Genomic DNA, 24,441 nt, shown 5'->3' with positions numbered 1-24,441 from the left:
TCTATGATTTTCATTGAATATGAGTATGGCAAGTCGAAAGTGACCATGTATCAAAGTTCATTCAAAAGACTACAATACCCATTCTCTAATAGCGTGTGCAACCCCGTGTTCATCGTTTGACTTGGTGATATGGGTCGCGATTTTTTTGAGTTCAGCACTGCCATTTTCCATAACGACTGCTGTTCCTACAACTTCTAGCATGGAACGGTCATTTTCTTGGTCACCGATGGCCATGGTTTGGTCCATGGTCAATCCTAGTAAGGCGCTTAGTTGTTTGATAGCTTGGCCTTTATTGACTGTTTTAGGTGTAACTTCTAGATAGAATGGTGCTGATTTTGCGACATTGAAGCGTTCGGTCATGGCGCTTGGAATCTGTGGAAGAGCAGCATCCAGCTTTTCAGCCTCATCCACCAACATGATCTTGATAATGTCCTTGTCTGCCATTTCTTCTGGTGTTCGGTAAAAGACGGGGGAATCCACCAGTTGCGCTTCATAGACGGTGTATTTTCCGATGTTGCGATTGGCAGTATACATGCCATCTTTTAGGCTAGCGTGCATAGGGATATCTAGCTTGCGTGACAAGTATTCCCATTCCAGGTAGTCAGCATAGCTCAAGCCCTCTTTCACAACATCCTTTCCGGTCGCTGTTTCTTGAACCAGTCCACCGTTAAAGGTAATGACATAGTCTCCCTCGTCTAGGAGATTTAATTCACTTAAAATGCGCTTGACACCAGAAATCGGACGTCCTGTTGCAATGACGATTTTCACGCCTGCTTTTTTGGCATCTTGAATGGCTTGATAGACTTCTGGGGTAATTTGATGTTGGCTGTTTAGTAGGGTACCATCGATGTCAATGGCTACAAGTTTAATACTCATCGTGTTCTCCATAAATAAATTGATCGTTGTGAATATAGCTTAGAAACGTCGCACTCTGCTGGGCAAAAATACCTGTTTCCTTGAGCATTTCCTTAGGAAAATAGAAGCGGCTGTCGCCGTGAACTGTCCCTGCCAGAGAATGAACAATCGGAGAGAGCTGGGATAGTTCAATCAGGCTACCGTCCTTTCTGACCATCTCAATCTGCGTCCGTTTTTTCTTGGCATTTGGTCTGTAAATATCATAGGGCAAGTCAAAATTATGATGAATCGCCGTGTAGTAGCTAGGCTCAAAGCCGACTTGATTGACAATGGCTTCTAAGACTGAAAGATGGGCTTCTGTCTGTGTATCAAAGGTGATGGATTTGAAGACCTTGCGGTTGATGTAGCGCTGGGCTAGGTCTGATAAAATCTTATCTGGTCCAGCGATCCAAGACTGGAAATAGGTATTCATGACGCCATCGTCTAAGGCCAAATAGTCCTCTAGCGTAAAGGATTGTTCAAAGAAAGGAAGCAAGCGAGGTGAAGACGTTTCAAAGAAGGCCTGCTGGTCTTGATACAGTACCTTTGCTCGTTTGAGGAGGTTTTGGAGCAAGACTTCCATGGAACGACTAGCAGGGTGGAAATAAACCTGCATGTACATTTGATAGCGACTGAGGACATAATCTTCCACCGCATGCATGCCCGACTCTTTAAAGGCAATGCCGTTTTCTGTCGGGCGAATGACCCGCAAAATCCGTGTCAAATCAAACTGTCCATAATTAGTTCCTGTAAAGTAGGAATCACGGAGCAGGTAGTCCATACGGTCGACATCAATCTGGCTGGAAATCAGTTGCACCACCTGTTTATTGGGATAGGTGTGACGGATGACACTTGCCACCTTCTCAGGGAAATCAGGCGCAATCTGCCGTAATAAGCTGTTGATTTCCGTGCCGTTACTGGTGATAATCTGGCAGGTCATCTCCTCGTGGTCCGTGTCAAAGAGCCGCTCGAAGGTATGGGAGTACGCTCCGTGCCCGACATCGTGTAGGAGCGCTGCGACCATGGTCAAGAGCGAATCGTTGGTATCCCAAGTTTCTGGATATTTGGTGTCAAATGTGGACACGATTTGCCGCGCGATTTCATAAGCCCCGAGGCAATGCGAAAAGCGACTATGCTCACCACCATGAAAGGTATAGGAGGTGGTTCCTAGCTGTTTGATGCGGCGTAGTCGTTGAAATTCTTTGGTATTGATTAAGTTGTAGATGAGTTCATGATCTACATGAATATAATTATGAACAGGGTCACGAAATACTTTTTCACTCATTCTTTCATTATATCAAAAAAAGAGCGATTGTGCTTTTGTGAGCTATTTGCCCTGTTGTCAACTCTAGTACAACTACGAAATCGTTGCACTTGACTTGACAATAGGGCCTCTTTCGAAAGTGGAAAGGTGTGTATATGAAGATTTTGTGGTAGAATGATAGGTGGACATGTTCGCTTCTTTCTATACTGAGTTGGGGAATTCTAGTATAACAGACGAACATGTCTTTTTGTTGCACTTCATTTTACAACAGGGCCTGTGAACTATTTGCTGATTTCACGTCAAAACTTGTTTACGAAAAAGAGGTTTCATATTATAATAAGAGTATGACAGAACAGATGATTTTACACCTTATTCAGGCCCTCTTGATCGGGCTGATTTTGTGGATCGCGTGGACGATCTTTTCTTATGCGAAGAAGCATCAGATTTCCCTGAAAGAGCGCTTTTGGACAGGGTTTGGGATTGGCTTTCTTACCGATTTGCTGGATACCTTAGGGATTGGGACCTTTGCGACGACCACAACCTTGTTTAAGGCGACCAAGTTGGTGGAGGACGATAGAAAGATTCCAGCGACCATGACGACGGCCCATATCATTCCCGTCTTGGTAGAAGCCCTGCTCTTTATCACCATTGTCCAAGTGGACTTGCTGACCTTGGTGGCCATGGCAACGGCAGCTTTTTCGGGAGCTTTTGTTGGTGCACGCGTGACCCAGCATTGGAATACCCAAAAGGTGCAACGAATTTTGGGCGTCTTGCTCATCATCGCGGCTCTTTTTATGGTCTATCGCATGGTGACCAACCCAGGGGCTGACCTGACGACGGATGTTCGTGGCTTGTCAGGCTGGAAATTGCTAGTTGGCGTAATCTTTGACTTTATCGTGGGGATGCTGATGAGTATGGGCTTGGGCAATTATGCACCAGAGCTGATTTTCTTTTCACTGATGGGCATCAGTCCAGCCATCGCTCTTCCTGTTATGATGCTAAATGCTGCCATGATTATGACTGCAGGTGCCAAGCAATTCATCCAATCAGGTCGGGTCAATTGGTCTGGTGTGCTAGGGATTATTGTCGGAGGAGTTTTTGGAGTGTTGACAGCCGCTAAGTTTTTGAGTAGTTTAGATGTCAATAACCTGAAAATCCTCGTGGTCTTCATCGCTTCTTATACAGGCTTGACCTTGCTGCGTTCCTCATTTGTATCACAGATAAAGGAGAAAAAATGAAGATTATCATTCAAAACGAAATTGACCTTGACGGTGAAATGGAGGTAGTAGAGGAAATCCGTGATGTGGAGGCCGTTGAAAAGGGCGGTTTTCTCTATTTAACCTATCAAAATGACGAGAAAGAGCGCGTGGTCTTGAAAATCACCGATACGGACTGCACCATGACCCGCTTTTCCAAGCCCAAGTCCGTCATGCACTTTATCAACCAAGAAACAACAGTGACGCAAATTGCAACGCCAGTCGGCATTCAGATTCTTCATGTAGTGACAGACCGTTACGAGAAAAGAGAAAACCAAATCACGGTAGGCTATGCTCTCCAAATCCCACAGACTGGGCAAGACCTGGCTCGGTATCATTTAAAGATTAGATGGGGTATTTTCTAGGAAAAAATCCTTGCAAATGACCTAAAAATTTGCTATAATGGTCAACATATCAAGGGAGTAGCTGACGGAAGTATCCGTTACAAGGTCGTCAATCCGAAAGAAATTTCCGGCCTTGTATGAAATAGCGAGACTTGTTTGAATAAAACAAGTCTCTTTTTGTGTTTTCAAAAAGGGACGAAAAGGAGAAAAACATGCCAACAGAACAAAAGCGCCATGCTTTTTACACCCAAGATGCAGATCTTGTCTTGCGTGAGCTAGATGCGAGCGAAGAAGGTCTGTCAAGTAATGAAGCAGAAAAACGGCTTGAAACCTATGGTCGTAACGAGCTAGAAGAGGGCGAAAAACGCTCGCTCTTAGCCAAATTCTTAGACCAGTTCAAGGATATGATGATTATCATCTTGTTGATTGCAGCGATTCTATCCGTTGTGACATCAGGTGGTGAAGATATTGCGGATGCCATTATCATCTTGGCTGTGGTCATCATCAATGCGATTTTTGGTGTTTACCAAGAAGGCAAAGCTGAAGAAGCCATTGAAGCCCTTAAATCCATGTCTAGCCCAGCAGCGCGTGTCTTGCGTGACGGTCACATGACGGAGATTGATTCTAAAGAATTGGTACCCGGTGATATCGTCAGTCTTGAGGCAGGAGATGTGGTACCGGCTGATATGCGCTTGCTCGAAGCTAATTCCTTAAAAATCGAAGAAGCAGCTTTGACAGGTGAGTCTGTACCTGTGGAAAAAGATGTCCGCGTGACTCTAGCAGAAGATGCAGGAATCGGTGACCGTGTCAATATGGCCTTCCAAAACTCCAACGTGACCTACGGTCGTGGACTTGGTGTGGTGGTAAACACGGGAATGTTTACCGAAGTTGGTCATATCGCAGGTATGCTCCAAGATGCCGATGAGACAGATACACCACTCAAGCAAAACTTGAACAACCTTTCTAAGGTCTTGACCTACGTGATTTTGGTCATTGCAGCCATTACTTTTGCCGTTGCAGTCTTTATCCGTGGAGAACACCCATTGACAGGTCTCTTGACCTCTGTTGCCCTTGCGGTTGCAGCGATTCCAGAAGGTTTGCCAGCTATTGTCACCATTGTCTTATCCTTAGGAACTCAAGTCCTTGCTAAACGAAATTCCATTGTCCGTAAATTGCCAGCGGTGGAAACACTTGGTTCAACAGAGATTATCGCCTCTGACAAGACAGGTACGCTGACCATGAACAAGATGACCGTGGAAAAAGTCTATTACAACGGTCAGTTGGTTGACGCCAAGGAAGTGATTGAAGCAGGTCTTGACTTGCCTTTACTTGGTGCAGTTGTTCTGGCAAATGACACCAAGATTGATGCGGACGGAAAACTCATCGGAGATCCGACAGAGACAGCCTTTATCCAATATGCACTTGATAAAGACTATGATGTTAAAGGCTTCCTTGCCCAATATCCTCGTGTGGCGGAGTTGCCATTTGATTCAGACCGCAAGCTCATGTCTACAATTCACCCCTTGCCAGATGGTAAGTTCTTTGTAGCTGTTAAGGGAGCGCCTGACCAACTCTTGCAACGCTCAACCATGGTGGATATGGCTGGAGCAGTTAGCCCAATCACAGAGGAAGTGGCAGGAGCTATCAAAGCCAACAACTCTGAAATGGCTCACCAAGCCCTCCGTGTCCTTGCTGGTGCCTATAAGATTGTTGATAGTATTCCAGAGGAATTAACAACTGAAACGCTTGAAAGCGACTTGATTTTCTCTGGTTTGATTGGAATGATTGACCCAGAACGTGCAGAAGCTGCTGAAGCCGTGCGCGTGGCAAAAGAAGCAGGTATCCGTCCAATCATGATTACAGGTGACCACCAAGATACAGCAGAAGCGATTGCCAAGCGTCTTGGCATCATCGATGCCAATGATACAGAAGACCACGTTTTGACAGGTGCTGAATTGAACAACTTGTCAGATGAAGAATTTGAGAAAGTCGTTGGTCAATATTCAGTCTATGCCCGCGTATCTCCTGAGCATAAAGTTCGTATCGTAAAAGCATGGCAAAATCAAGGCAAGGTCGTTGCCATGACCGGAGACGGTGTCAACGACGCGCCAGCCCTTAAAACAGCCGACATTGGTATCGGTATGGGGATTACAGGGACAGAAGTATCAAAAGGTGCGTCTGACATGGTCCTTGCCGATGACAACTTTGCAACCATTATTGTAGCCGTTGAAGAAGGACGGAAGGTCTTCTCAAATATCCAAAAGACCATTCAATACCTCCTTTCAGCAAACACTGCTGAAGTCTTGACCATTTTCCTTGCAACCCTCTTGGGTTGGGATGTGTTGCAACCTGTTCACCTATTGTGGATCAACTTGGTAACCGATACCTTCCCAGCGATTGCCCTTGGGGTTGAGCCAGCAGAACCTGGTGTCATGAGCCACAAACCTCGTGGACGCAAGTCAAGTTTCTTCTCGGGCGGTGTCATGAGCTCTATCATCTATCAAGGTCTGCTACAAGGTGCCTTGGTACTTGCGGTGTACGGCTATGCGATTGCAAATCCAGTTCATGTGGGTGATGTAAAAGCGATTCATGCGGATGCGCTTACGATGGCCTTTGCAACTCTTGGCTTGATTCAGCTCTTCCACGCTTACAATGTCAAGTCTGTTTACCAGTCTATCTTGACGGTCGGTCCATTCAAGTCTAAGACCTTCAACTGGTCTATCCTTGTATCCTTCATTCTTTTAGCTGCAACCATTGTCATTGAGCCACTAGAAGCGATTTTCCACGTGACACACCTTGACCTTAGCCAATGGGGCGTTGTCCTCATCGGAAGTTTCGCTATGATTATCATTGTAGAAATTGTCAAGTTCGTCCAACGGGCATTAGGTATGGATAAGAACGCGATTTAAACGATTTACCGATTTATCGGGGGAGTGGGATAAAAATCGTGATTTCGTAGAAATCGATTTTGTAGTCCTCGCTCTCTAGTTTCTAGGCTCGGGTATCAACAGTCAGGGGAGTGACTGTTGATACCCCGCAAGGTTGACTTGCTTCCACAATCGAGAATTGTGGAAGGTTGGAAATAAGGCTAGCGAAGAATCGTTCGCTAGCCTCTTCTAATAGAATATTGATTTATCAATGTTTTACAAGCCCGACAAGCCTCGCTTTCTAGTTTCTAGGCTCAGGTATCAATAGTCACTCCCCTGACTATTGATATACGTCAAACTGCTCAAATTATAAAAATAAGGAGGTTGGGTACTTATGTCCCAGCCTTTTTCCTTTCTATTTATGGTATACTAATATAAAGGAGGTTACCTATGAAAAAGACACTAGAAGAAAAATTACAATCAAAAAAGCCTAGCTATTCAGATAGTGAAGTGGTATGGTTGTTAGATAATATCGGTCATCCTGATGCGGCTATTCGGGATGAATTGGTCTATATCAGCCTAGGACGGGGCTTGTTTGAAGGACTCTTTAGGGGAGAGCAGTTCCGCTTTTTACTGGAGGAGAGTTTGCGGAGGGACTTTCTGCTCTACAAGATAGACGAGATTGGGCTTCCAACTTTGACGCGCTCCTTTACAGCCTTGCTTTGGGGCCATCTTTTAGAAGTCAGCAGTCTGCCAGACAGCCCTTATTTTCAACAGATTTCAAAGCAGGAGTATCAGACTATTTGCCAGAAGACCTATGAATATTTGGAAAAAGAGCAGGACTTCACAGGATATTCAGAAGATTATGGCTGGGTGCATGCCTTTGCCCATGGGGCGGATTTACTGGTCGCTCTGGTTTGTCATCCTTACTTTAAAAAAGAGGCTTGGGAGAAGATTTTCCCGATTCTGACCGCGATTTTCAAGCGGTTGCCTAAGCGTTTTGTGGATGATGAGGAATGGCGCTTGGCGCGCGTGGTGCATGAGGCGATGAAATGTGGACACTTACAAGACGACAGCCTAGTAGCGTGGGTCAAGTCGCTCGATTTTCCACTTGCAACAAATCTTGATTTTTATCGTTTTTCAGCCATGCGGTCTTGTTTACTGGACATTTACCTACAATTAGACAAGGAAGACCTGCTTGCAGAAAGCGTAAAGGCTGCTATTCAAGCGTGGGGACCAGCTGGTCAATAAAAGGCATGTCGTTTTTGAGGCTTAGTGCCTTTTCTTGCTGGTCATCAGAAGCAGAAAGTGATAAAATAGTACAGTATATATTAGAAAGACGGCATCCGTTTTTCAAGAAAAATATCTAGGAGATGACGAATATGAACTATGCTCAAGCCTTTTTAATGGCGAACATGAATGCCTTTCCCCCCGAAACCTTACCCATTATCAAAGAAGAGCTCGATCGTTTGGATGAGAAATCTGTCAGCATGTTATTGATGACGGACATCAAAAATCCGATGACTGCTCTGCTATTTTCCATCTTCCTTGGAGAATTAGGAGTTGATCGCTTTTACATCGGCCACAAGGAGCTCGGCATTGCTAAGTTAGCCTTGACCATTATTGGCTATGTGACCTTGTTTATTGTTATCGGCTTTTTTATCCTGCTTGGTGTCTATATCTGGAAACTAGTGGATTGCTTTTTGATTATGAAGGCTTGTAAGCAGGCCAATTTTGAGCGCTTCATGTGGCAAGTGAATCAAGCAAAAATGTTTCAACAAGCACACTCTACATCTGCAAAAAACGGAGCAAGTGTCGTTGTGGAAGCTGCTGAAGAAGTACCAGTAGCAAATGAAGAAGAAGTGAGTGCAACGAGCGAAGTTGTTGCAGTAGAAGAGCCAACCCATGTCAGTGAAGAAGAGATAAGTGAAGTTGTTGCAGTTGAAGAGTCAGTCCTTGTCAGTGAAGAAGAGATGAGTGAGGCTGTTGAAGAGCCGACTTCTGTCAGTCAAGAGGACATGAGCGAGTAGGAGTGTGGCATCGAAAAGATGAAGATGAAAATGGCTCTTTACAAATAGGTCCATTTATATTATCATAGAGGATATACTATTTTTGAAAGAGGAGACACCATGTCAACATTTTCTGATTCCTATATTGCAGCCAATGCTAGCAATTTCCCAGCAGAAGCGATTCCTGCTCTGCGCCAACGCTTGGAGGCTTTAGATGAGTCTCAAGTATCCTACATCCTTGCAACTGAATTGAAAAGTCCAACAACTGCTTTGATTTTTTCAATCTTACTCGGTGGTCTTGGAGCTGACCGTTTTTATATCGGTCAAGTTGGACTTGGGGTTGCAAAGTTGCTCTTGTCATGGATGACATTTGGGATTTGGCCTTTGATTGACTGGTTCTTGATTATGGGCGCAACGAAACGTGTTAATCTTGAGAAACTCAATATGGCGCTAATGGCCGCTTCTTATAGTAGATAAAAGATAGAAAGAGGCTGGGATAAAAAGATTTTGATTTTTGAAATTCTTTCTCATCCATTCTTCAAGTTGATAAATAAGATATAAAAAGCGAACAAGACAGAATTCTGAGTGTCAGAAAACTAGTTTTGTTCGCTTTTTATATTTAGTGTTGGATTTTTGACCCAGCCTCTTTTTTGCTATTTGCGACTGCACTACCTTAGAAAATATCATAAATAGAAATGTTTTCTAGTTAATCAGTTTGATTTTGCAAACAATCTGTAACACGACTCCCTATTTGTCATCAAGGTGTAACGTTTTCTAGGTAAATTTTTGATATAATGGTACAATGTTTGTAAAGGAGGGAAGTTAGATACAGTCTCGTAACATGACTATTTTCTTATTTGCAATTTATCTCTCGTTTCTGACATGGATTATCCTATTTAAATTAGATGTGTTTTCTACCCTCCAAATGGCCTATAATCACGAAATGGGACGCAGTATCAACCTCATTCCCTTTGCAGGGACAGCTGTCTATGACGGGGTACTGGATTATCAGGAAATTGGCTTAAATGTCCTCTGTTTCATTCCCTTTGGGATTTACATGGAAATGCTGGATAAAAAGGCGACTTGGGTCAAAAATCTAGCCGTGATATTAACTGTCAGTACCGTCTATGAAGCGCTGCAATATACCTTCCAAATCGGCGTCGCAGACATTACAGATGTTCTGGCAAATGGTTTTGGTGGTGCAATCGGCATCAATATCATGTATATCTTGACCAGCATCTGGCATGACAAAGCCTACGAACGGGTCAATCGAATTGCTCTCATTTTGACAATCGTTGCCGCAGAGCTACTTTTGCTCATTTAGATATTGCAAACTTTCCCATTTTTGTTACAATAAAAGAAATGAACCTAAAAGAACAAATTATCGCATTATCAAAGGACATTGGGATTTCAAAGATTGGCTTTACCACAGCAGATGATTTTGCTTATTTGGAAAAATCCCTGCGGGCCGCAGTCGAAGAAGGGCGGACATCAGGCTTTGAGCATAAAAATATTGAAGAGCGCATCAAGCCAAGGTTGAGCCTTGCTTCTGCCAAGACCATTATCTCCATTGCAGTCGCCTATCCGCGCAGGCTCCCGCAAAAACCGCAGAAAACTCAATATAAGAGAGGCAAGATTACGCCCAATTCATGGGGGCTGGATTACCATTACATCTTACAGGATAAGTTGGAACGCTTGGCGCGTGGGATTGAAGAGCTGACAGCAGATTTTGAATACAAGGGCATGGTCGACACAGGAGCCTTGGTCGATACAGCAGTTGCCAGACGAGCAGGTATCGGCTTTATCGGTAAAAATGGTCTGGTCATTTCCAAAGAATTTGGCTCTTACATGTTTCTAGGCGAGTTAATTACCAATCTGGAAATCGAGCCAGATCAGCCAGTTGACTATGACTGCGGAGATTGCAATCGTTGCGTTACGGCTTGCCCGACCTCTTGCTTGCTTGGAGATGGGACCATGAATGCGAGGCGTTGCCTGTCCTTTCAGACCCAAGACAAGGGCATGATGGACCTAGAATTCCGTAAGAAAATCAAGACCGTCATCTATGGCTGTGACATCTGCCAGATTTGCTGCCCGTATAATAAGGGAATTGATAGCCCACCCGTGGTGGACATTGACCCAGATTTGGCAGAGCCCGAGCTGATTCCCTTTTTGGAGCTGTCAAACGGGCAATTCAAGGAGAAATTTGGTATGATTGCAGGCAGTTGGCGTGGGAAGAATATTCTCCAACGAAATGCCATTATCGCCCTTGCAAATGCTAATGACAGATCAAGCATTCCCAAGCTCTTGGAAATCATTGATAAGAAGCAAAATCCTATCCACATGGCGACCGCTATCTGGGCACTTAGCCAATTGGTCAAACAGCCCAATGAGGAGATGGTTGCTTTTATCGAAAATGTCCAGAGTGAGCATCCAGATGTCGTGGCAGAGCGGGAGGCCTTTCTATCATTCGCCAAAGAGCTACAAATATGATATAATAAAAAGAATACAGAAAATGAGGTACCTATGGATATAGCAGAAATTCGACAAAAAATAGAAGAGCTAGAAACCAAATTGAACTCATTCAGGAGGTCTCTTTGACTTAGAAGGTTTGGAAGAAGAAATCGCCATCTTGGAAAACAAGATGACCGAACCAGACTTTTGGAATGACAATTTGGCAGCTCAAAAAACATCGCAGGAGTTGAATGACTTAAAAGCAACCTATCAGAATTTTCATCAGATGATGGACTTGCTAGATGAAGCAGAAATTCTCATGGAGTTTCTCGCAGAAGACGAATCCGTCAAAGATGAATTGGAAGAAAAGTTGCTCGAGTTGGACAAGTTGATGACCAGCTACGAGTTGACGCTTCTCTTGTCAGAGCCCTATGATAATAACAATGCCATCTTGGAAATTCATCCAGGATCAGGCGGAACGGAGGCTCAGGACTGGGGCGAGATGTTGCTACGCATGTATACCCGTTTTGGGAATGCCAAAGGCTTTAAGGTGGAAACCCTAGACTATCAAGCGGGGGATGAAGCAGGAATTAAGTCTGTTACCTTGAGTTTTACAGGTCCAAACGCTTACGGCTTACTCAAGTCAGAAATGGGCGTGCATCGCTTGGTGCGTATTTCACCATTTGATTCGGCGAAACGTCGTCACACATCCTTCACATCAGTTGAAGTCATGCCTGAATTGGACGACACGATTGAAATTGAGATTCGGGATGATGAGATCAAAATGGATACCTTCCGCAGCGGAGGTGCTGGTGGACAGAACGTCAACAAGGTGTCAACAGGGGTTCGTTTGATCCACATTCCGACAGGTATTGTGACCCAATCAACCGTGGACCGTACCCAGTATGGGAATAGGGATCGGGCGATGAAATTGCTGCAAGCCAAGCTCTATCAACTAGAGCAAGAAAAGAAAGCAGCGGAGGTTGATTCGCTCAAGGGAGATAAAAAAGAAATTACCTGGGGCAGCCAGATTCGTTCCTATGTCTTTACCCCTTATACCATGGTTAAAGACCACCGCACAGGCTACGAAGTCGCGCAGGTGGACAAGGTCATGGATGGGGATATTGAAGGATTTATCGATGCCTATCTCAAATGGCGAATTAGCTAAAATAAAAAGAAAGGACTGTCTTAGACAGAATACCTTATGGGAATTATTGAAATGAAGGATGTTTCCAAGAAATATGGAAACGGAACAACCGCCCTTCGAGGCGTGTCTGTAAATGTGGAACCGGGGGAGTTTGCCTACATCGTAGGACCTTCTGGTGCAGGGAAATCAACCTTTATCAAGCTCTTGTACCGTGAAGAAAAGTTGGATAAAGGTTCGCTCAAGGTTGGAAAGTTTGACCTTGCTAAAATCAAGAAAAAAGATGTTCCAATGCTGCGTCGCAGCGTCGGAGTTGTCTTCCAAGACTATAAATTGCTTCCGAAAAAGACGGTGTTTGAAAACATTGCCTATGCCATGGAAGTTATTGGTGAAAAACCACGTAACATCAAAAAACGGGTCATGGAAGTCTTGGATTTGGTCGGCTTGAAGCACAAGATTCGTTCTTTTCCAAATGAACTATCAGGTGGTGAGCAACAGCGTATTGCGATTGCCCGTGCCATTGTCAACAACCCAAAAGTCTTGATTGCCGATGAGCCAACAGGAAACTTGGACCCTGAAAATTCATGGGAAATTATGAATCTTTTGGAGCGGATTAATCTCCAAGGGACCACGATTTTAATGGCGACTCACAATAGCCAAATCGTAAATACACTTCGCCATCGCGTTATCGCAATCGAAGACGGCCGCGTGGTACGTGATGAAGTAGAAGGAGAGTACGGATACGATGATTAGACGATTTTTTAGACATTTTATTGAGTCTTTAAAGAGCCTCAAACGAAATGGATGGATGACGATTGCCGCCATCTCATCAGTGACGATTACCTTGACCTTGGTCGGAATTTTCGCTTCTGTTATTTTAAATGCGACCAAGCTGACAGCTGATTTGACCAACAATGTTCGCATCAATGTCTACTTGCGTGCAAATTCGACAGACAATGCTCAAACCATTGTTAACGACCAAGGCCAAACGGTTGAAAACCCAGATTATCAATCGATTTATAAGCAAATTCTTGCCTTGGATAATGTCAAAAGTGTGGACTATTCAAGTAAGGAAGAGCAGTTGGAGCATTTGACTACAACCTTAGGTGAAACTTGGAATCTCTTTAAAGGAGATGCCAATCCGCTCTATGATGCCTACATCATTGAAACGACAGAGCCACAATATGTCAAATCTGTTGGAAAAGAAATTGCAAAAATCGATGGTGTCACAGAAGTTCGTGACGGTGAAGTAGAAACAGAGCGTATCTTCAAACTGAATAGCCTCGTGAAAACATGGGGATTTGCAGCAACAGGGCTCCTGCTCTTTACAGCGATCTTTCTGATTTCCAACACCATTCGGATTACCATTATCTCGCGTAGCCGTGAAATTCAAATCATGCGATTGGTGGGAGCTAAAAACAGCTATATCCGTGGGCCATTCTTGCTGGAAGGAGCTTGGGTTGGCTTGCTCGGAGCAGTTGTGCCATCTGCCTTGGTCTACTTTGCTTATCAGCTGCTCTATGCCTCTGTTAATGATTCCTTGGCCTCACAGAATCTCTCCTTGATTAGTATGAACGTCTTTGTACCAGCAATGATTGCAAGCCTCTTTGTAGTAGGAATTGTCATCGGTTCCTTGGGTTCTGTGATTTCCATGAGACGATTCTTAAAGATTTAACCATAAACGAAAAAACGAAAGTTGAGAAAACTTTCGTTTTTGACTGCTCATATTTTTTATTTCATGGATCGGGAGTGGGACTCAATCGTGATTTCGTAGAAATCGATTATCCTCACTCCTTTATTTCTAGGTTCGGGCTAAAATAATCCACTTGCTTATCCTCGCTCTCTAGTTTCTAGGCTCGGGTTACAATACTCTACTTGCTTATCCTCGCTCTCTAGTTTTTAGGCTCGGGTTAAAATAATCCACTGGATTATTTTAATCCCCTGCCTGTCCTCGCTCTCTAGTTTTTAGGCTCGGGTTATAATACTCCACTTGCTTATCCTCGCTCTCGATTTTTTAAGCTCGGGTTACAATACTCTACTTGCTTATCCTCGCTCTCTAGTTTTTAGGCTCGAGGCTGGGACAAAAGTCCCTTACCTTGTTACATTTCATAGTTTTAACAGTTTGGCGCAGTAGTTGTCTGGTTTGTAAAACGTTGATAAATCAACATTCTACAAACCTAGTCAACCTTGCGGGGGTGGGACTACAAAATCGATTTCTTCGAAATCACGATTGAGTCCCACTCCCCCTGCCTGTCCTCGCTTTCTAATTTCTAGGCTCGGGTATCAACAGTCACTCCCCTGACTGTTACTATCTAAAAAACGGGTTAACGTTTTTCTCATGGGAAATGGTGGTGGAGTGTCCATGTCCGGGATAGACCTGATAGTGACCTGGTAGGGTGAAGAGGTTGTTTTTGATACCTGCTATTAAATCTTCAAAATTGCTGGTTGGAAGGTCTGTGCGACCGATTGCTTCTCTGAAAAGAGCATCACCTGTGATGACAAGTTCCTGGTCTGGGAAGATGAAGGAGACCCCACCGATGGAGTGGCCAGGTGTCTCTACGACAGAAAAATGAAAGCCTTCGATGTGGTAGTCTGTTTCGTATTGGAAGGTGTTTTCGGCTGGTTGGCAGACGACATTGTCCATATCATCGTGACGGGCGAGACCAGAAAGGTTCATTTCAGGTGTATAGAGCCAGCTAGCCTCACTTTCAGCCACGTAGACAGGTGGCATGTCAAAATGCTCTCGTACCAAGTCCAAGCTCATAATATGGTCGTAATGGGTGTGGGTCAAGAGAATAGCAGCTACTGGCTTTCCAATTCTTTCAATCGTCTGTCGAATAGTTGTCCAGTCACTGCCTGGATCCACCACGATAAGATGGGAATCATTTTCCAAATAGTAGGTGTTTTCATAGGCGACAGGGTTTACGGTTTTATGCAGTTTCATTTCATTTCTCCTTTGGACAGTCTTTCTACTCTAGTCTAGCAAAAAATGAGGCGCTTGTCTCTTTTGAAAATTGCAAGGAGTGGTGGAAAGGTTAGGGCTTTTGATGGAAAATATGATATAATTTTACTGTTATGACAGAGAGAAAACAAGCAAATCGGTATGCGGTTGTAGACCTAGAAGCAACGAACAGCAGTAGTGATGCCAAGATTATCCAGATTGGGATTGTCATTGTGGAGGCGGGGCAGATTGTCGAAACCTACGCAACAGACATCAATCCTTACGAGAAATTGGACTATCATATCCGCGAATTGACCGGCATTACCGACCAGCAATTAGCAGTAGCCCCTGATTTTGGTCAGGTGGCAAAAGAAATTTATGACTTATTAGAAGACACGATTTTCGTCGCCCACAATGTGTCCTTTGATGCCAATTTATTGGCAGAAGCGCTCTTTTTTGAGGGCTATGATTTACACACACCGCGAGTTGATACGGTCGAATTGGCACAGCTATTTTTCCCGACCTTGGACAAGTATAGTCTGATCAATCTTGCAAAGGAGTTGGACCTTGAGTTGGAGCAGGCCCATACGGCTATTTCAGATGCGACGGCTACGGCTCATCTGTTGTTGAAAATCCAAGAGAAAATCCAGCAATTGCCCAAGCAGACGGTAGGGCATATCCTTGACTTTGCGGATCATCTGCTCTACGAATCTCGCTTGGTTATTGATGAACTATACCCGACTTTGTCAGATTATCTGCCCGAACATCTGGTATTAGTAGGTGGTCTTTGTTTGAAGAAACCAGCTGTGCTGCAAGCACCCTATCATCTATCAACAGATTTTGCGACCAATCTCGCTCTTTTAGGGCTGGATGAGCGACCGCAGCAGCTAGCCTTTGCCCAGATTATGGAAAAACGCCTGCAAGACGAGAATGCTCATGTGCATTTCATTCAGGCGCAGGCAGGAATTGGCAAGACCTATGGCTACTTGCTTTCGGCGCTAGCCCATAGTAATCAGCCTATTCTTGCGGTCGTTCCGACCAAAATCTTGCAGCAGCAGATTATGGAAAATGAGGGAAAAAGGCTGTCAGAGGTCTTTCATACGGATCTTGCTAGCATCAAGTCCCCTCGCCACTATCTCAAGCTGGATACCTTTTGGCGGACCTTGGAGCGGCAGGATGAGAATCGGCTTTTAAATCGTTACAAAATGCACCTCTTGGTCTGGCTTTGTGAGACGGAGACAGGAGACTTGGATGAGCTTAAGCAGCAGCGCTATCAAGCCTATTTTGATGAGCTACAGCATGACGGCAACTGGAATGAGCAATCCTTGTTTGGAGAGTGGGATTTTTGGTATAGGGTGCAAGAGGCTGCCCGCTCCAGTCATGTCACCTTGACCAACCATGCTTACTTTTTGGAGCATGTATCAGATACTCCTTGGATGCAGGAGCGGCTCTTAATCATTGATGAAGCGCAAAAATTGGTCCTAGCAGCAGAAGAATATGCCAGTCAGGAACTATCGATTTCAGACTGTGAAGCCCTGCTCCAGAGCAAGTTGGACAGAACTAGTCAGCTTCTTGAAAAACGCTTATTAGAAGCCTGTTCTTTTGAGTTAAGTCATCTTTTAGAGCAGTTCCGAGCAACTGGCAGGCGAGAATTAACAGCAGAAGACCTAGAAACTCTCAGACAAAATTTGGAAGAGCTGGGCGATAGTGATTTTCAAGACTGGGTTTGGCTACTCGGGCAGAAGCGGGAGTTTTGGCTGGAAGAGCGCAGGGTAGATGAGAAGCGCTTGAGCTTCCTAAGAGCCAGTCAGGAAGATGTACTTGATGTAGCTAGTCTTTTGCCAAATAGTAAAATATGCTGTATCAGTGCCACTCTTGAGATTAGTAAAAAGGTGAATGTGGCTGATTTGCTCGGTTTTAAAGAGGTGACCTTTGATAGACTTCCCAGTCAGCAGATAGAGAATCAATTGATTGTGTATCCTCGAACATTACCTGATTTGGTCGCCTTAAACAAGGAAGAACATGCAGCCTTTATCGCCCAGTATATTCAAGATGTAATCGTCCTTGGCCGACCGATGTTGGTTTTACTGACTTCAATTCATTTGCTTTTAGAATTGTCACGAATCTTAGAGGACGCGGGCATTCCTCATCTCGCCCAGCACAGACATGGGACAGAGATGGCTATCAAGCGCCGATTTGAAAAAGGAGAAGTGCCGATTTTACTAGGAACAGGAGCTTTTTGGGAGGGGGTAGACTTTGCCAGCCAACCTCAACTGGTTCAAGTCATTCCGCGCCTGCCTTTTGAAAATCCTCAAGACCGTTTTGTCCGTAAGGTCAACCGCCGTCTCAAGGCAGAAGGGAAAAATCCCTTCTATGATTATCACCTGCCGATGATGATGTTAAAGCTCAAACAAGCCATAGGACGGAGCAACCGTTTTGCAGGGCAACGATCCTGTATCCTCTTACTGGACAATCGCTTGATTGATAAGCAATATGGACAGCAGATTAAGACATTCCTCAAGACAGAATACCAGTTAGAAAGCCTTGAGCCAGAACGTCTAGTAGAGCGAATGGAACAATTTTTAGAAGAAAGGTAAGAAGGCTGGGGGAAATCCCTGGCTTTCTTATGTTGTTCAGTTTTGGGGTAGATTTTCCTCCATTTACACTCTCTTTCCGATTCTTGTCAGAATATCCTTGCTTACATAGTAGAATCGGTGGTCAAAATGCAGGAAGTATGCTATACTTTTCCTTATCTAGTTAGGAAATGAGAAGTAGGTATGAAAGATAAGCTAATCGTATTTAAGGTGGGGACTAGCTCGCTCACGCAGAAAAATGGCAGTTTGGATCGCATCAAAATTGCCCGTATTACCAATCAATTGGCCCAGCTACATCAGCAGGGTTACCAGTTGGTTTTAGTGACGTCAGGCTCGATTGCGGCTGGTTTTCGCCGTTTGGGCTTTGATAAGCGGCCGACCAAGATTGCTGAAAAGCAGGCCAGCGCTGCGGTGGGGCAGGGACTCTTGATTGAGGAGTACACCCAAAATCTCATGAAAGACGGGATTGTATCGGCTCAGGTTCTGTTAACTCAAGATGATTTTGCAGATGCGCGGCGCTATCAGAATGCTTCCCAAGCCTTGCAGGTCTTGTTGCACCAAAATGCCATTCCCATCATCAATGAAAATGATACGATTGCGATTGAAGAAATCAAGGTCGGAGACAATGACACTCTATCTGCCCAAGTTGCATCGCTTCTAAAAGCAGATTTGCTGGTGCTCTTGACGGATGTCGATGGTCTTTATACAGCCAACCCCAATACAGACCCTAATGCCAAGCATCTGGCAGAGATTGCAGAGATTAGTGACGAATTATTTGCCATGGCAGCTGGAGCAGGGTCTTCCAACGGAACAGGTGGTATGACGACAAAATTACAGGCGGCGCAGATTGCGACCAAATCAGGCGTACCAGTCTTTATCTGTTCGTCTAAAGAAGACACAGCCCTCTTACAAGCAGTCACTCAACGTAACAAAGGAACTCTCTTCCTTGCAGATAGACAGGCCATGAACCAGCGCAAGCAATGGTTGGCCTTCTATGCACGGACGGAAGCCTCTGTTGAGATTGATAGAGGAGCAGAAGAAGCCATGCTGAACAAGGGGCGTAGCCTACTGGTTGCGGGAATCAAAGCAATTGAAGGGACTTTCCAGTCGGGTGATATTGTATCTGTCTACAGTCAAGAGACGCACCGCATGATTGGAAAAGGTCGGGTCAAGCTCTCCTTAGAAGAATTGGAGCAGAAACTCTCCACCGAAAAAGCAGAGGGTATCTTTATCCACCGCAATGATTGGGTCAGCCTATAGAAAGGATGATAGGTGTTATGAGTACAACACAAGCCTTATTAGACAGTCTTTTAGCGCATAAGTCGGCTATTAACTTGGCAAGTACAGAGCAAAAAAATGCGGCACTTGTGGCGATGGCAGACCAGCTTGAAGCAGATTGTGAGCAGATTTTACAAGCAAATAGCCGTGATATGGAGCAGGCTCAAGGCGCTATCGCTCCTGTCATGCAGGACAGACTGCTTTTAACAGCAGAGCGGGTAAAAGCGATGGCAGACGGGATTCGGGCCTTGATTGCTCTTCCAGATCCGGTCGGTCTGACTCTTGATGACTATCAGGCGGAAAACGGTCTTCGGATTCAGAAAACATCCATCCCCTTTGGTGTCATTGGAATGATTTATGAAAGTCGTCCTAATGTGACTTCTGATGCTGCAGCGCTTGCCATCAAGAGTGGAAATGCGGTTATTCTGCGTGGCGGAAAAGAAGCCTTTCATTCTAGCCAAGCCATTGTTACCGCCTTGAAGACAGGTTTGGTCAAGGCCGGTATTGCGCCAGAAGTGATTGAATTGGTGCAGGACACCAGCCGGGCTTCGGCTCAAGAACTGATGACGGCAAAAGGCAAGATTGATTTGCTGGTGCCGCGCGGTGGCGCAGGTTTGATTCAAGCGGTGGTGGAGCAAGCAACGGTGCCTGTCATTGAAACAGGAACAGGGATTTGCCATGTCTATGTGGATCAAGCTGCGGATTTGGAAAAGGCGCTTGCGATTGTTGCCAATGCCAAAACCAGTCGCCCATCTGTCTGCAATTCCGCAGAAGTGCTCCTTGTTCATCAGGACATAGCAGCCCAATTCTTGCCTCTGCTAGAAGAAAAGCTAGCGGGTCAAGTCGAACTGCGGGCAGATGAAAAAGCCCTTGCTTATTTGAAACAGGGGCAACCAGCAGGGCCAGACGATTTTGACACGGAATTTTTAGACTATATCCTAGCGGTGAAAGTGGTGGAGCATGTTGCAGAAGCGGCAGCGCATATTGCGGTGCATTCGACAGGTCATAGCGAAGCCATCGTGACAGAAAGTGCGGAAACAGCAGCCTATTTCACCCAAATGGTTGACTCTGCAGCTGTCTATGTCAATGCCTCAACCCGCTTTACAGACGGGGGTGAATTTGGTCTAGGCTGCGAACTGGGCATTTCCACCCAGAAAATGCATGCACGTGGTCCAATGGGCTTGCGGGAGATGACCACCTACAAGTATATTATTACAGGTACGGGTCAGGTACGTTAGAAAGGAGCGGCTATGAAAGTTGGATTTATCGGTCTAGGCAATATGGGGTCAGCGATTGCTCTTGCAGTTGCCAAGGTAGCAGGAGTAGAGGTGCTCCTCAGCCATCACAATCAGGCTCGTGCAGCAGCTCTACAGGCACAAACGGGTGGGCGTATCCTCTCAAACAGTGACATCGTTCAAGAAGCAGATGTCATCTTTTTAGGGGTCAAACCGCATCTCCTTGCCCCTCTTTTAGAAAGTCTGGGCGGAACGGCGCTGCAACACTCTTCTACTGTTTGGATTTCCATGGCAGCTGGTATCAGCCTAGAGCAGCTTGCTCAATATTTGCCTGCTAGCCAAGTCGTTCGGATTATGCCCAATACCCCTGTTGCGATCGGGCAAGGAATGACAACCTATGCTCTGACCAATCCTGAATTGGCGGATGTGACCGAGCAACTCTTATCCCAATCAGGACAGGTCAAACGAGTAGATGAAAAGCTGATGGACGCTGCAACAGCTCTTGCAGGATGTGGTCCAGCCTTTGTCTATCAATGGATTGAAGCCATGATGGATGCAGGAGTAGCGCACGGCTTGAGTGCTGATGATGCCAAGTACCTCGCTGCCCAAACCCTTCTCGGTTCAGCCCAGATGGTCTTAGAAAGCAGCAAACACCCCGCCCAGTTGAGACAGGAAGTCACCTCACCAGGTGGTTCTACGATTGCTGGTGTCGTTAAACTTGAAAAAGAGGGCTTTCGCTATGCCATTATGGCAGCCATAAAAGCAGCTATTAAACGGACTAGACAATTAGGGAAATAAAAGGAATGTCGTTTATAAAAGATTTTTACTAATTAGCTAAAAAAGATTTAAATATATGGACGTTGAATAGTTTCCCTATCAAGTGGATAGTAAAATATAGTAGCATAACCTGACCTCTAAATGCTTATAGAAGTCAGGTTATTTTTGTTTTTCAGACGGTATGTAGCAGTATTAGGAAGCTAGAGGCTGGGCACAATGTCTAGTCTCTTTTAGCAAATTTAAAAAAATAGATTTAGTGCTTGATTGATATGATGTTCGCTTTATAAGCTCCAAAGATTACCTAATCAACTGTGCGGGGGTGGGACTAAAATAATCCAGTGGATTATTTTAGCCCGATCCTAGAAATGCGAAAGCGGGGCAAGTTGTGTGGATTGTTTCAGAATGTAGATAAGCCCAAAATCCATTGAAACAAGTTAAAATGTTAAGCTAGCAGAACATTCGATTTCCGATTTTTGCGAGCGGAGCGAGCCTCGTCAGATACTTTTTGCTGTGGTAAAAGTAGGGAGTGGGAAAAAAGTTCCTTGTTTCCTTGTATTTTATAGGATTAATAGGTTGACGTATATCAATAGTCAGGGGAGTGACTATTGATACCCGAGCCTAGAAATGCGAAAGCGAGGCAGTCTGTATTACTTGGAATTAGGTAAGGTGAATGAACGATGTCAGTCTTTGATTATTGACATCATGACACACGAAACGGCAGGAAAATCTTCCTGCCGTTTTAGCTTTTTAACTTATCGTTGATTCAACTGATTGGTCTTGTCCTTAATCCATTGGCTGATGTTGGAGAAGGTCTTGGTATCTTCCACCTTGTCTTTTTGCTGCTGGATAAAGTCTGAAAAACTCTGCTGAATCCCGTCTTCGTGGACCTTCTTTTGCAGTTGATGCCACTTGTCCATAAGATTCTGAGAAGTTCTGGCATAGGCCAATTCTAAAATTTCTTCTTTTGATTTATAATTGCGGTAAAAGGCATTGCGGGAAACACCTGCTTTTTTGACCAATTCTGAAATCGAGATTTGTCGCATGTCCTTTTTTTCCAACAAAAAAAGCAGAGCCGTTTCAATGGATTCACGGGTTAGTTGATTGATTTCTTTATTGGATTGGGCTAAATTCTTTAAGGATTTAGGGGAAATTGTCCGTTTCTTCATATCGTTTCTCTCCTCGCGTAACATGAACTCCTAGAGCGAGAAAATAAGGCTCGCTAAGTCAGTAGAGGCAGTTCTATATTTGCTGTGACAGCCGAAAGAAAATGCTTTCACTTCGCCTTATTTCATGATATAATTGTAAAGCAAGATAGTTTGCTTGTCAAATAAAAATCTTAGCCTCACTACTTATATAGAATGGAAATACATTTATGGCTAAATGGAAAATCGTCGCAGATTCAGGTTGTGATTACAAAGAACTAGCGAATCTCGCGCCAGATACCCTATTTGAAATTGTTCCCTTAACCGTTCGCATTGAGGATCAAACCTTCCTCGATGATGAAAAACTCGATATCGACCACATGATGGACGTGATGTATGCTTCATCAGCAGCGGCAGGTTCTGCCTGTCCAAGTCCGCAAGCCTACGAAGCGGCGTATCAAGGTGCTGACAATGTGATTGTGCTAACCTTGACCGGTTCCTTGTCTGGTAGTTACAATAGTGCCCGCGTCGCAAAAGACATGTTTTTGGAAGAACACCCTGCGGTCAATATTCACTTGATTGATAGCCTTTCTGCGGGTGGAGAAATGGATTTACTGGTCGGTGAAATCAACCGCTTGATTGCGGCAGGTCTAGACTATGATGCCTTGGTAGAGGCCATCACGGAGTATCAGAAAAAGACCAAGTTGCTCTTTGTCCTTGCCAAGGTCAATAATCTGGTCAAAAATGGGCGTTTAAGTAAGCTGGTTGGAGCAGTTGTTGGCCTGTTGAATATCCGCATGGTGGGTGAAGCAAGTAGCGAAGGCAAGCTCGAGTTACTTCAAAAAGCGCGTGGTCATAAAAAGTCTGTTGCAACGGCCTTTGAAGAAATTCTCAAGGCAGGCTACAAGGGTGGACGGATTGTGATTGCCCATCGTAATAATGACAAATTCTGCCAGCAATTCTCGGAAATGGTCCGAAACATGTACCCAGAGGCCCTCATTGAAGCCCTTCCAACTTCTGGACTCTGTAGCTTTTATGCAGAAGAAAACGGCCTCTTGATGGGATACGAAATTTAATGACAATGAAAAAGGCTAGTAACTTCGGTTCATTGCCTTTTTTATACGTTATCAGAATGGGGGAAGGAATGAAAAAATCAAGGATGATCCTGCTTGTACTGGTACTTGTTGCTGGTTTTGTAGGCTTTCAGCAGTTGAGACCAAGCTCCCATCCTGAGGAGAAGAGAATGCCTCGGCGACCTTTGGTTGGAGTTGAGCCCAACATCAAGTGGTCCGAGGCTAGTCAGGATGCGCAGACCTATCAGATTCGTTTTGATCAGGTGGTGGCTGCTGTCAAAAATGGCGCTAAGTGTTATGACGTGCGCTCCTTTATCGAATACCAGCTGGGTCATGTGGAGATTGCAGAACATTATCCGTTGACGACCCTAGGCAAGCAGGAATTTCCAACCTTGGTCCACGATGTGCCGATTTATCTCTATGGTTCAGATAGTGTCTCGTCAGCCCAGGCGGCCAAACTCTTGCGTGATGAGGGCTTTCAATATGTCTATGACTTGGGAAGTGTAGACCAGATAAAGGCGATTGGTGCGACTATTCAGGACTTGTGGCCATTTGGCGGATAAGATTAAGGGGGAAATATGATTACATTAAGGCCTATTGATGAAGACAATTTTCAGGCTTGTATTGCGTTGACGGTAAGCGTTGCAGAGGAGGATTTTGTAGATCCTGTCTTGTATTCGCTCGCAGAAGCCTGGCTCCATCGTGATTACATGGAAGCCTTTGGCATTTATCATCAAGACCAGTTAATTGGCTTTGTGTCTCTATATATTAACAAGGAAAATTCCGAAATCATCAACTTTTTGATCGATGATGCGTTTCAAGGTCAAGGCTATGGCAGCCAAGCTGCCCAAGGTTCGATGCAGTATCTGCAAGAAAGGCATCAGGCAAAACGCATTTCACTCCCTGTCCATATCAAAAATGAAAGGGCCAAGGCATTTTGGACCAAGCAAGGTTTTCGCCCGTCTGACAACATTGAAGATTCCTATTTGTTTATGAGGTATTACCCCTCTGGGGACGATAGTCAAATGAATTAACTTTCAGATTAGGAACGGAAGACGCAGACAGTACTTGATTTTCATTGACTATGAGTACGGCAAGTCGAAAGTGACGATGTATTAAAGTTCATTCAAAAGACTATAAAAGGTTATGATTGCAAAGCTAGGAAAGCATGA

The 24,441-nt window shown here is 44.7% G+C and carries 21 protein-coding genes and 1 pseudogene; 18 read left to right on the top strand and 4 right to left on the bottom strand.

Annotated features, from left to right (window positions below; all coding sequences use genetic code 11):
• Positions 1 to 69: 69 nt before the first annotated feature.
• Together yidA and BU202_RS05915 are read right to left on the bottom strand one after the other, a co-directional pair.
• Positions 70 to 876, bottom strand: coding sequence for a sugar-phosphatase (gene yidA / locus BU202_RS05920; protein ID WP_075104867.1), 807 nt, complete (start codon positions 874 to 876; stop codon positions 70 to 72).
• Positions 866 to 2,179, bottom strand: coding sequence for an HD domain-containing protein (locus BU202_RS05915; protein WP_075104866.1), 1,314 nt, complete (start codon positions 2,177 to 2,179; stop codon positions 866 to 868). The genes yidA and BU202_RS05915 overlap by 11 nt, the downstream gene beginning before the upstream one ends.
• Before the next feature lie 323 nt (positions 2,180 to 2,502).
• On the opposite strand from BU202_RS05915, the gene BU202_RS05910 reads away from it, so the two are divergent.
• The 11 genes from BU202_RS05910 to ftsX all read left to right on the top strand — a co-directional run bounded on the left by BU202_RS05910 (position 2,503) and on the right by ftsX (position 13,904).
• Positions 2,503 to 3,396 carry a sulfite exporter TauE/SafE family protein gene (locus tag BU202_RS05910; protein WP_075104865.1) on the top strand — a complete coding sequence of 298 codons (894 nt, stop codon included), beginning with the start codon at positions 2,503 to 2,505 and terminating at the stop codon, positions 3,394 to 3,396.
• Positions 3,393 to 3,779: a YwiB family protein gene (locus BU202_RS05905; RefSeq protein ID WP_075104864.1), complete on the top strand. Its 387-nt coding sequence runs from the start codon at positions 3,393 to 3,395 to the stop codon at positions 3,777 to 3,779. Before BU202_RS05910 ends, BU202_RS05905 begins: the two co-directional genes overlap by 4 nt.
• 191 nt (positions 3,780 to 3,970) lie before the next feature.
• Positions 3,971 to 6,667 (top strand): cation-translocating P-type ATPase, encoded by a 2,697-nt coding sequence (locus BU202_RS05900; RefSeq protein ID WP_075104863.1) that lies wholly within the window; start codon positions 3,971 to 3,973, stop codon positions 6,665 to 6,667.
• 408 nt (positions 6,668 to 7,075) lie between these two features.
• On the top strand, positions 7,076 to 7,876 hold the full coding sequence (locus BU202_RS05895; protein WP_075104862.1) for a DUF2785 domain-containing protein: 801 nt from the start codon (positions 7,076 to 7,078) through the stop codon (positions 7,874 to 7,876).
• Between the two features lie 131 nt (positions 7,877 to 8,007).
• Positions 8,008 to 8,655, top strand: a complete 648-nt coding sequence (locus tag BU202_RS05890) for a TM2 domain-containing protein (protein WP_075104861.1) — start codon at positions 8,008 to 8,010, stop codon at positions 8,653 to 8,655.
• 99 nt (positions 8,656 to 8,754) lie between these two features.
• Positions 8,755 to 9,111 (top strand): TM2 domain-containing protein, encoded by a 357-nt coding sequence (locus BU202_RS05885; RefSeq protein WP_075104860.1) that lies wholly within the window; start codon positions 8,755 to 8,757, stop codon positions 9,109 to 9,111.
• Positions 9,112 to 9,475: 364 nt separating this feature from the next.
• A complete protein-coding gene (locus BU202_RS05880; protein ID WP_244149024.1) occupies positions 9,476 to 9,958 on the top strand; it encodes a VanZ family protein in 483 nt (160 codons plus the stop codon).
• Positions 9,959 to 9,996: 38 nt separating this feature from the next.
• Positions 9,997 to 11,124, top strand: coding sequence for a tRNA epoxyqueuosine(34) reductase QueG (gene queG, locus BU202_RS05875; RefSeq protein ID WP_075104858.1), 1,128 nt, complete (start codon positions 9,997 to 9,999; stop codon positions 11,122 to 11,124).
• A 33-nt stretch (positions 11,125 to 11,157) separates the two neighbouring features.
• Positions 11,158 to 12,253 (top strand): peptide chain release factor 2 gene (gene prfB / locus BU202_RS10400; RefSeq protein ID WP_142354767.1). Its coding sequence is split into 2 segments (ribosomal slippage): positions 11,158 to 11,229 and positions 11,231 to 12,253, totalling 1,095 coding nucleotides; the frame shifts between segments, so codons are not numbered across the junction.
• 36 nt (positions 12,254 to 12,289) lie between these two features.
• Positions 12,290 to 12,982 carry a cell division ATP-binding protein FtsE gene (gene ftsE / locus BU202_RS10395; RefSeq protein WP_089503448.1) on the top strand — a complete coding sequence of 231 codons (693 nt, stop codon included), beginning with the start codon at positions 12,290 to 12,292 and terminating at the stop codon, positions 12,980 to 12,982.
• Complete coding sequence (gene ftsX, locus BU202_RS05865; RefSeq protein ID WP_075104857.1) at positions 12,975 to 13,904, top strand: permease-like cell division protein FtsX; 930 nt, start codon at positions 12,975 to 12,977, stop codon at positions 13,902 to 13,904. Before ftsE ends, ftsX begins: the two co-directional genes overlap by 8 nt.
• 633 nt (positions 13,905 to 14,537) lie before the next feature.
• Here ftsX and BU202_RS05860 read toward each other — a convergent pair.
• The gene (locus tag BU202_RS05860; protein WP_075104856.1) at positions 14,538 to 15,173 is read right to left on the bottom strand and encodes an MBL fold metallo-hydrolase; all 636 of its coding nucleotides are present in this window, start codon (positions 15,171 to 15,173) and stop codon (positions 14,538 to 14,540) included.
• A 131-nt stretch (positions 15,174 to 15,304) separates the two neighbouring features.
• Between BU202_RS05860 and BU202_RS05855 the strand changes: the two genes are divergently transcribed.
• The 4 genes from BU202_RS05855 to proC all read left to right on the top strand — a co-directional run bounded on the left by BU202_RS05855 (position 15,305) and on the right by proC (position 21,075).
• Positions 15,305 to 17,767 (top strand): bifunctional DnaQ family exonuclease/ATP-dependent helicase, encoded by a 2,463-nt coding sequence (locus tag BU202_RS05855; protein ID WP_075104855.1) that lies wholly within the window; start codon positions 15,305 to 15,307, stop codon positions 17,765 to 17,767.
• A gap of 180 nt (positions 17,768 to 17,947) precedes the next feature.
• Positions 17,948 to 19,024, top strand: coding sequence for a glutamate 5-kinase (proB, locus tag BU202_RS05850; RefSeq protein WP_075104854.1), 1,077 nt, complete (start codon positions 17,948 to 17,950; stop codon positions 19,022 to 19,024).
• 17 nt (positions 19,025 to 19,041) lie between these two features.
• Positions 19,042 to 20,280, top strand: coding sequence for a glutamate-5-semialdehyde dehydrogenase (locus tag BU202_RS05845; RefSeq protein WP_075104853.1), 1,239 nt, complete (start codon positions 19,042 to 19,044; stop codon positions 20,278 to 20,280).
• Between the two features lie 12 nt (positions 20,281 to 20,292).
• Positions 20,293 to 21,075: a pyrroline-5-carboxylate reductase gene (proC, locus tag BU202_RS05840; protein WP_075104852.1), complete on the top strand. Its 783-nt coding sequence runs from the start codon at positions 20,293 to 20,295 to the stop codon at positions 21,073 to 21,075.
• 887 nt (positions 21,076 to 21,962) lie between these two features.
• Here proC and BU202_RS05835 read toward each other — a convergent pair.
• Positions 21,963 to 22,220, bottom strand: a pseudogene (locus BU202_RS05835) (TetR/AcrR family transcriptional regulator); the annotation flags it as partial.
• Positions 22,221 to 22,426: 206 nt separating this feature from the next.
• Between BU202_RS05835 and BU202_RS05830 the strand changes: the two are divergent.
• The 3 genes from BU202_RS05830 to BU202_RS05820 all read left to right on the top strand — a co-directional run bounded on the left by BU202_RS05830 (position 22,427) and on the right by BU202_RS05820 (position 24,303).
• On the top strand, positions 22,427 to 23,272 hold the full coding sequence (locus BU202_RS05830; protein ID WP_075104850.1) for a DegV family protein: 846 nt from the start codon (positions 22,427 to 22,429) through the stop codon (positions 23,270 to 23,272).
• Positions 23,273 to 23,439: 167 nt separating this feature from the next.
• Positions 23,440 to 23,832, top strand: coding sequence for a rhodanese-like domain-containing protein (locus tag BU202_RS05825; RefSeq protein WP_075104849.1), 393 nt, complete (start codon positions 23,440 to 23,442; stop codon positions 23,830 to 23,832).
• Positions 23,833 to 23,847: 15 nt separating this feature from the next.
• Positions 23,848 to 24,303 carry a GNAT family N-acetyltransferase gene (locus BU202_RS05820; RefSeq protein ID WP_075104848.1) on the top strand — a complete coding sequence of 152 codons (456 nt, stop codon included), beginning with the start codon at positions 23,848 to 23,850 and terminating at the stop codon, positions 24,301 to 24,303.
• Positions 24,304 to 24,441 lie beyond the last annotated feature (138 nt).

The organism is Streptococcus cuniculi (assembly GCF_001921845.1).
Taxonomy (GTDB): domain Bacteria; phylum Bacillota; class Bacilli; order Lactobacillales; family Streptococcaceae; genus Streptococcus; species Streptococcus cuniculi.
This window is presented reverse-complemented; position numbering and strand designations above follow the sequence as displayed.

What these genes read in the sequence shown, in the direction of transcription:
- yidA (WP_075104867.1), bottom strand. Translation starts at nt 876, where the DNA reads ATGAGTATTAAACTTGTAGCCATTGACATCGATGGTACCCTACTAAAC.
- BU202_RS05915 (WP_075104866.1), bottom strand. Translation starts at nt 2,179, where the DNA reads ATGAGTGAAAAAGTATTTCGTGACCCTGTTCATAATTATATTCATGTA.
- BU202_RS05910 (WP_075104865.1), top strand. Translation starts at nt 2,503, where the DNA reads ATGACAGAACAGATGATTTTACACCTTATTCAGGCCCTCTTGATCGGG.
- BU202_RS05905 (WP_075104864.1), top strand. Translation starts at nt 3,393, where the DNA reads ATGAAGATTATCATTCAAAACGAAATTGACCTTGACGGTGAAATGGAG.
- BU202_RS05900 (WP_075104863.1), top strand. Translation starts at nt 3,971, where the DNA reads ATGCCAACAGAACAAAAGCGCCATGCTTTTTACACCCAAGATGCAGAT.
- BU202_RS05895 (WP_075104862.1), top strand. Translation starts at nt 7,076, where the DNA reads ATGAAAAAGACACTAGAAGAAAAATTACAATCAAAAAAGCCTAGCTAT.
- BU202_RS05890 (WP_075104861.1), top strand. Translation starts at nt 8,008, where the DNA reads ATGAACTATGCTCAAGCCTTTTTAATGGCGAACATGAATGCCTTTCCC.
- BU202_RS05885 (WP_075104860.1), top strand. Translation starts at nt 8,755, where the DNA reads ATGTCAACATTTTCTGATTCCTATATTGCAGCCAATGCTAGCAATTTC.
- BU202_RS05880 (WP_244149024.1), top strand. Translation starts at nt 9,476, where the DNA reads ATGACTATTTTCTTATTTGCAATTTATCTCTCGTTTCTGACATGGATT.
- queG (WP_075104858.1), top strand. Translation starts at nt 9,997, where the DNA reads ATGAACCTAAAAGAACAAATTATCGCATTATCAAAGGACATTGGGATT.
- ftsE (WP_089503448.1), top strand. Translation starts at nt 12,290, where the DNA reads ATGGGAATTATTGAAATGAAGGATGTTTCCAAGAAATATGGAAACGGA.
- ftsX (WP_075104857.1), top strand. Translation starts at nt 12,975, where the DNA reads ATGATTAGACGATTTTTTAGACATTTTATTGAGTCTTTAAAGAGCCTC.
- BU202_RS05860 (WP_075104856.1), bottom strand. Translation starts at nt 15,173, where the DNA reads ATGAAACTGCATAAAACCGTAAACCCTGTCGCCTATGAAAACACCTAC.
- BU202_RS05855 (WP_075104855.1), top strand. Translation starts at nt 15,305, where the DNA reads ATGACAGAGAGAAAACAAGCAAATCGGTATGCGGTTGTAGACCTAGAA.
- proB (WP_075104854.1), top strand. Translation starts at nt 17,948, where the DNA reads ATGAAAGATAAGCTAATCGTATTTAAGGTGGGGACTAGCTCGCTCACG.
- BU202_RS05845 (WP_075104853.1), top strand. Translation starts at nt 19,042, where the DNA reads ATGAGTACAACACAAGCCTTATTAGACAGTCTTTTAGCGCATAAGTCG.
- proC (WP_075104852.1), top strand. Translation starts at nt 20,293, where the DNA reads ATGAAAGTTGGATTTATCGGTCTAGGCAATATGGGGTCAGCGATTGCT.
- BU202_RS05830 (WP_075104850.1), top strand. Translation starts at nt 22,427, where the DNA reads ATGGCTAAATGGAAAATCGTCGCAGATTCAGGTTGTGATTACAAAGAA.
- BU202_RS05825 (WP_075104849.1), top strand. Translation starts at nt 23,440, where the DNA reads ATGCCTCGGCGACCTTTGGTTGGAGTTGAGCCCAACATCAAGTGGTCC.
- BU202_RS05820 (WP_075104848.1), top strand. Translation starts at nt 23,848, where the DNA reads ATGATTACATTAAGGCCTATTGATGAAGACAATTTTCAGGCTTGTATT.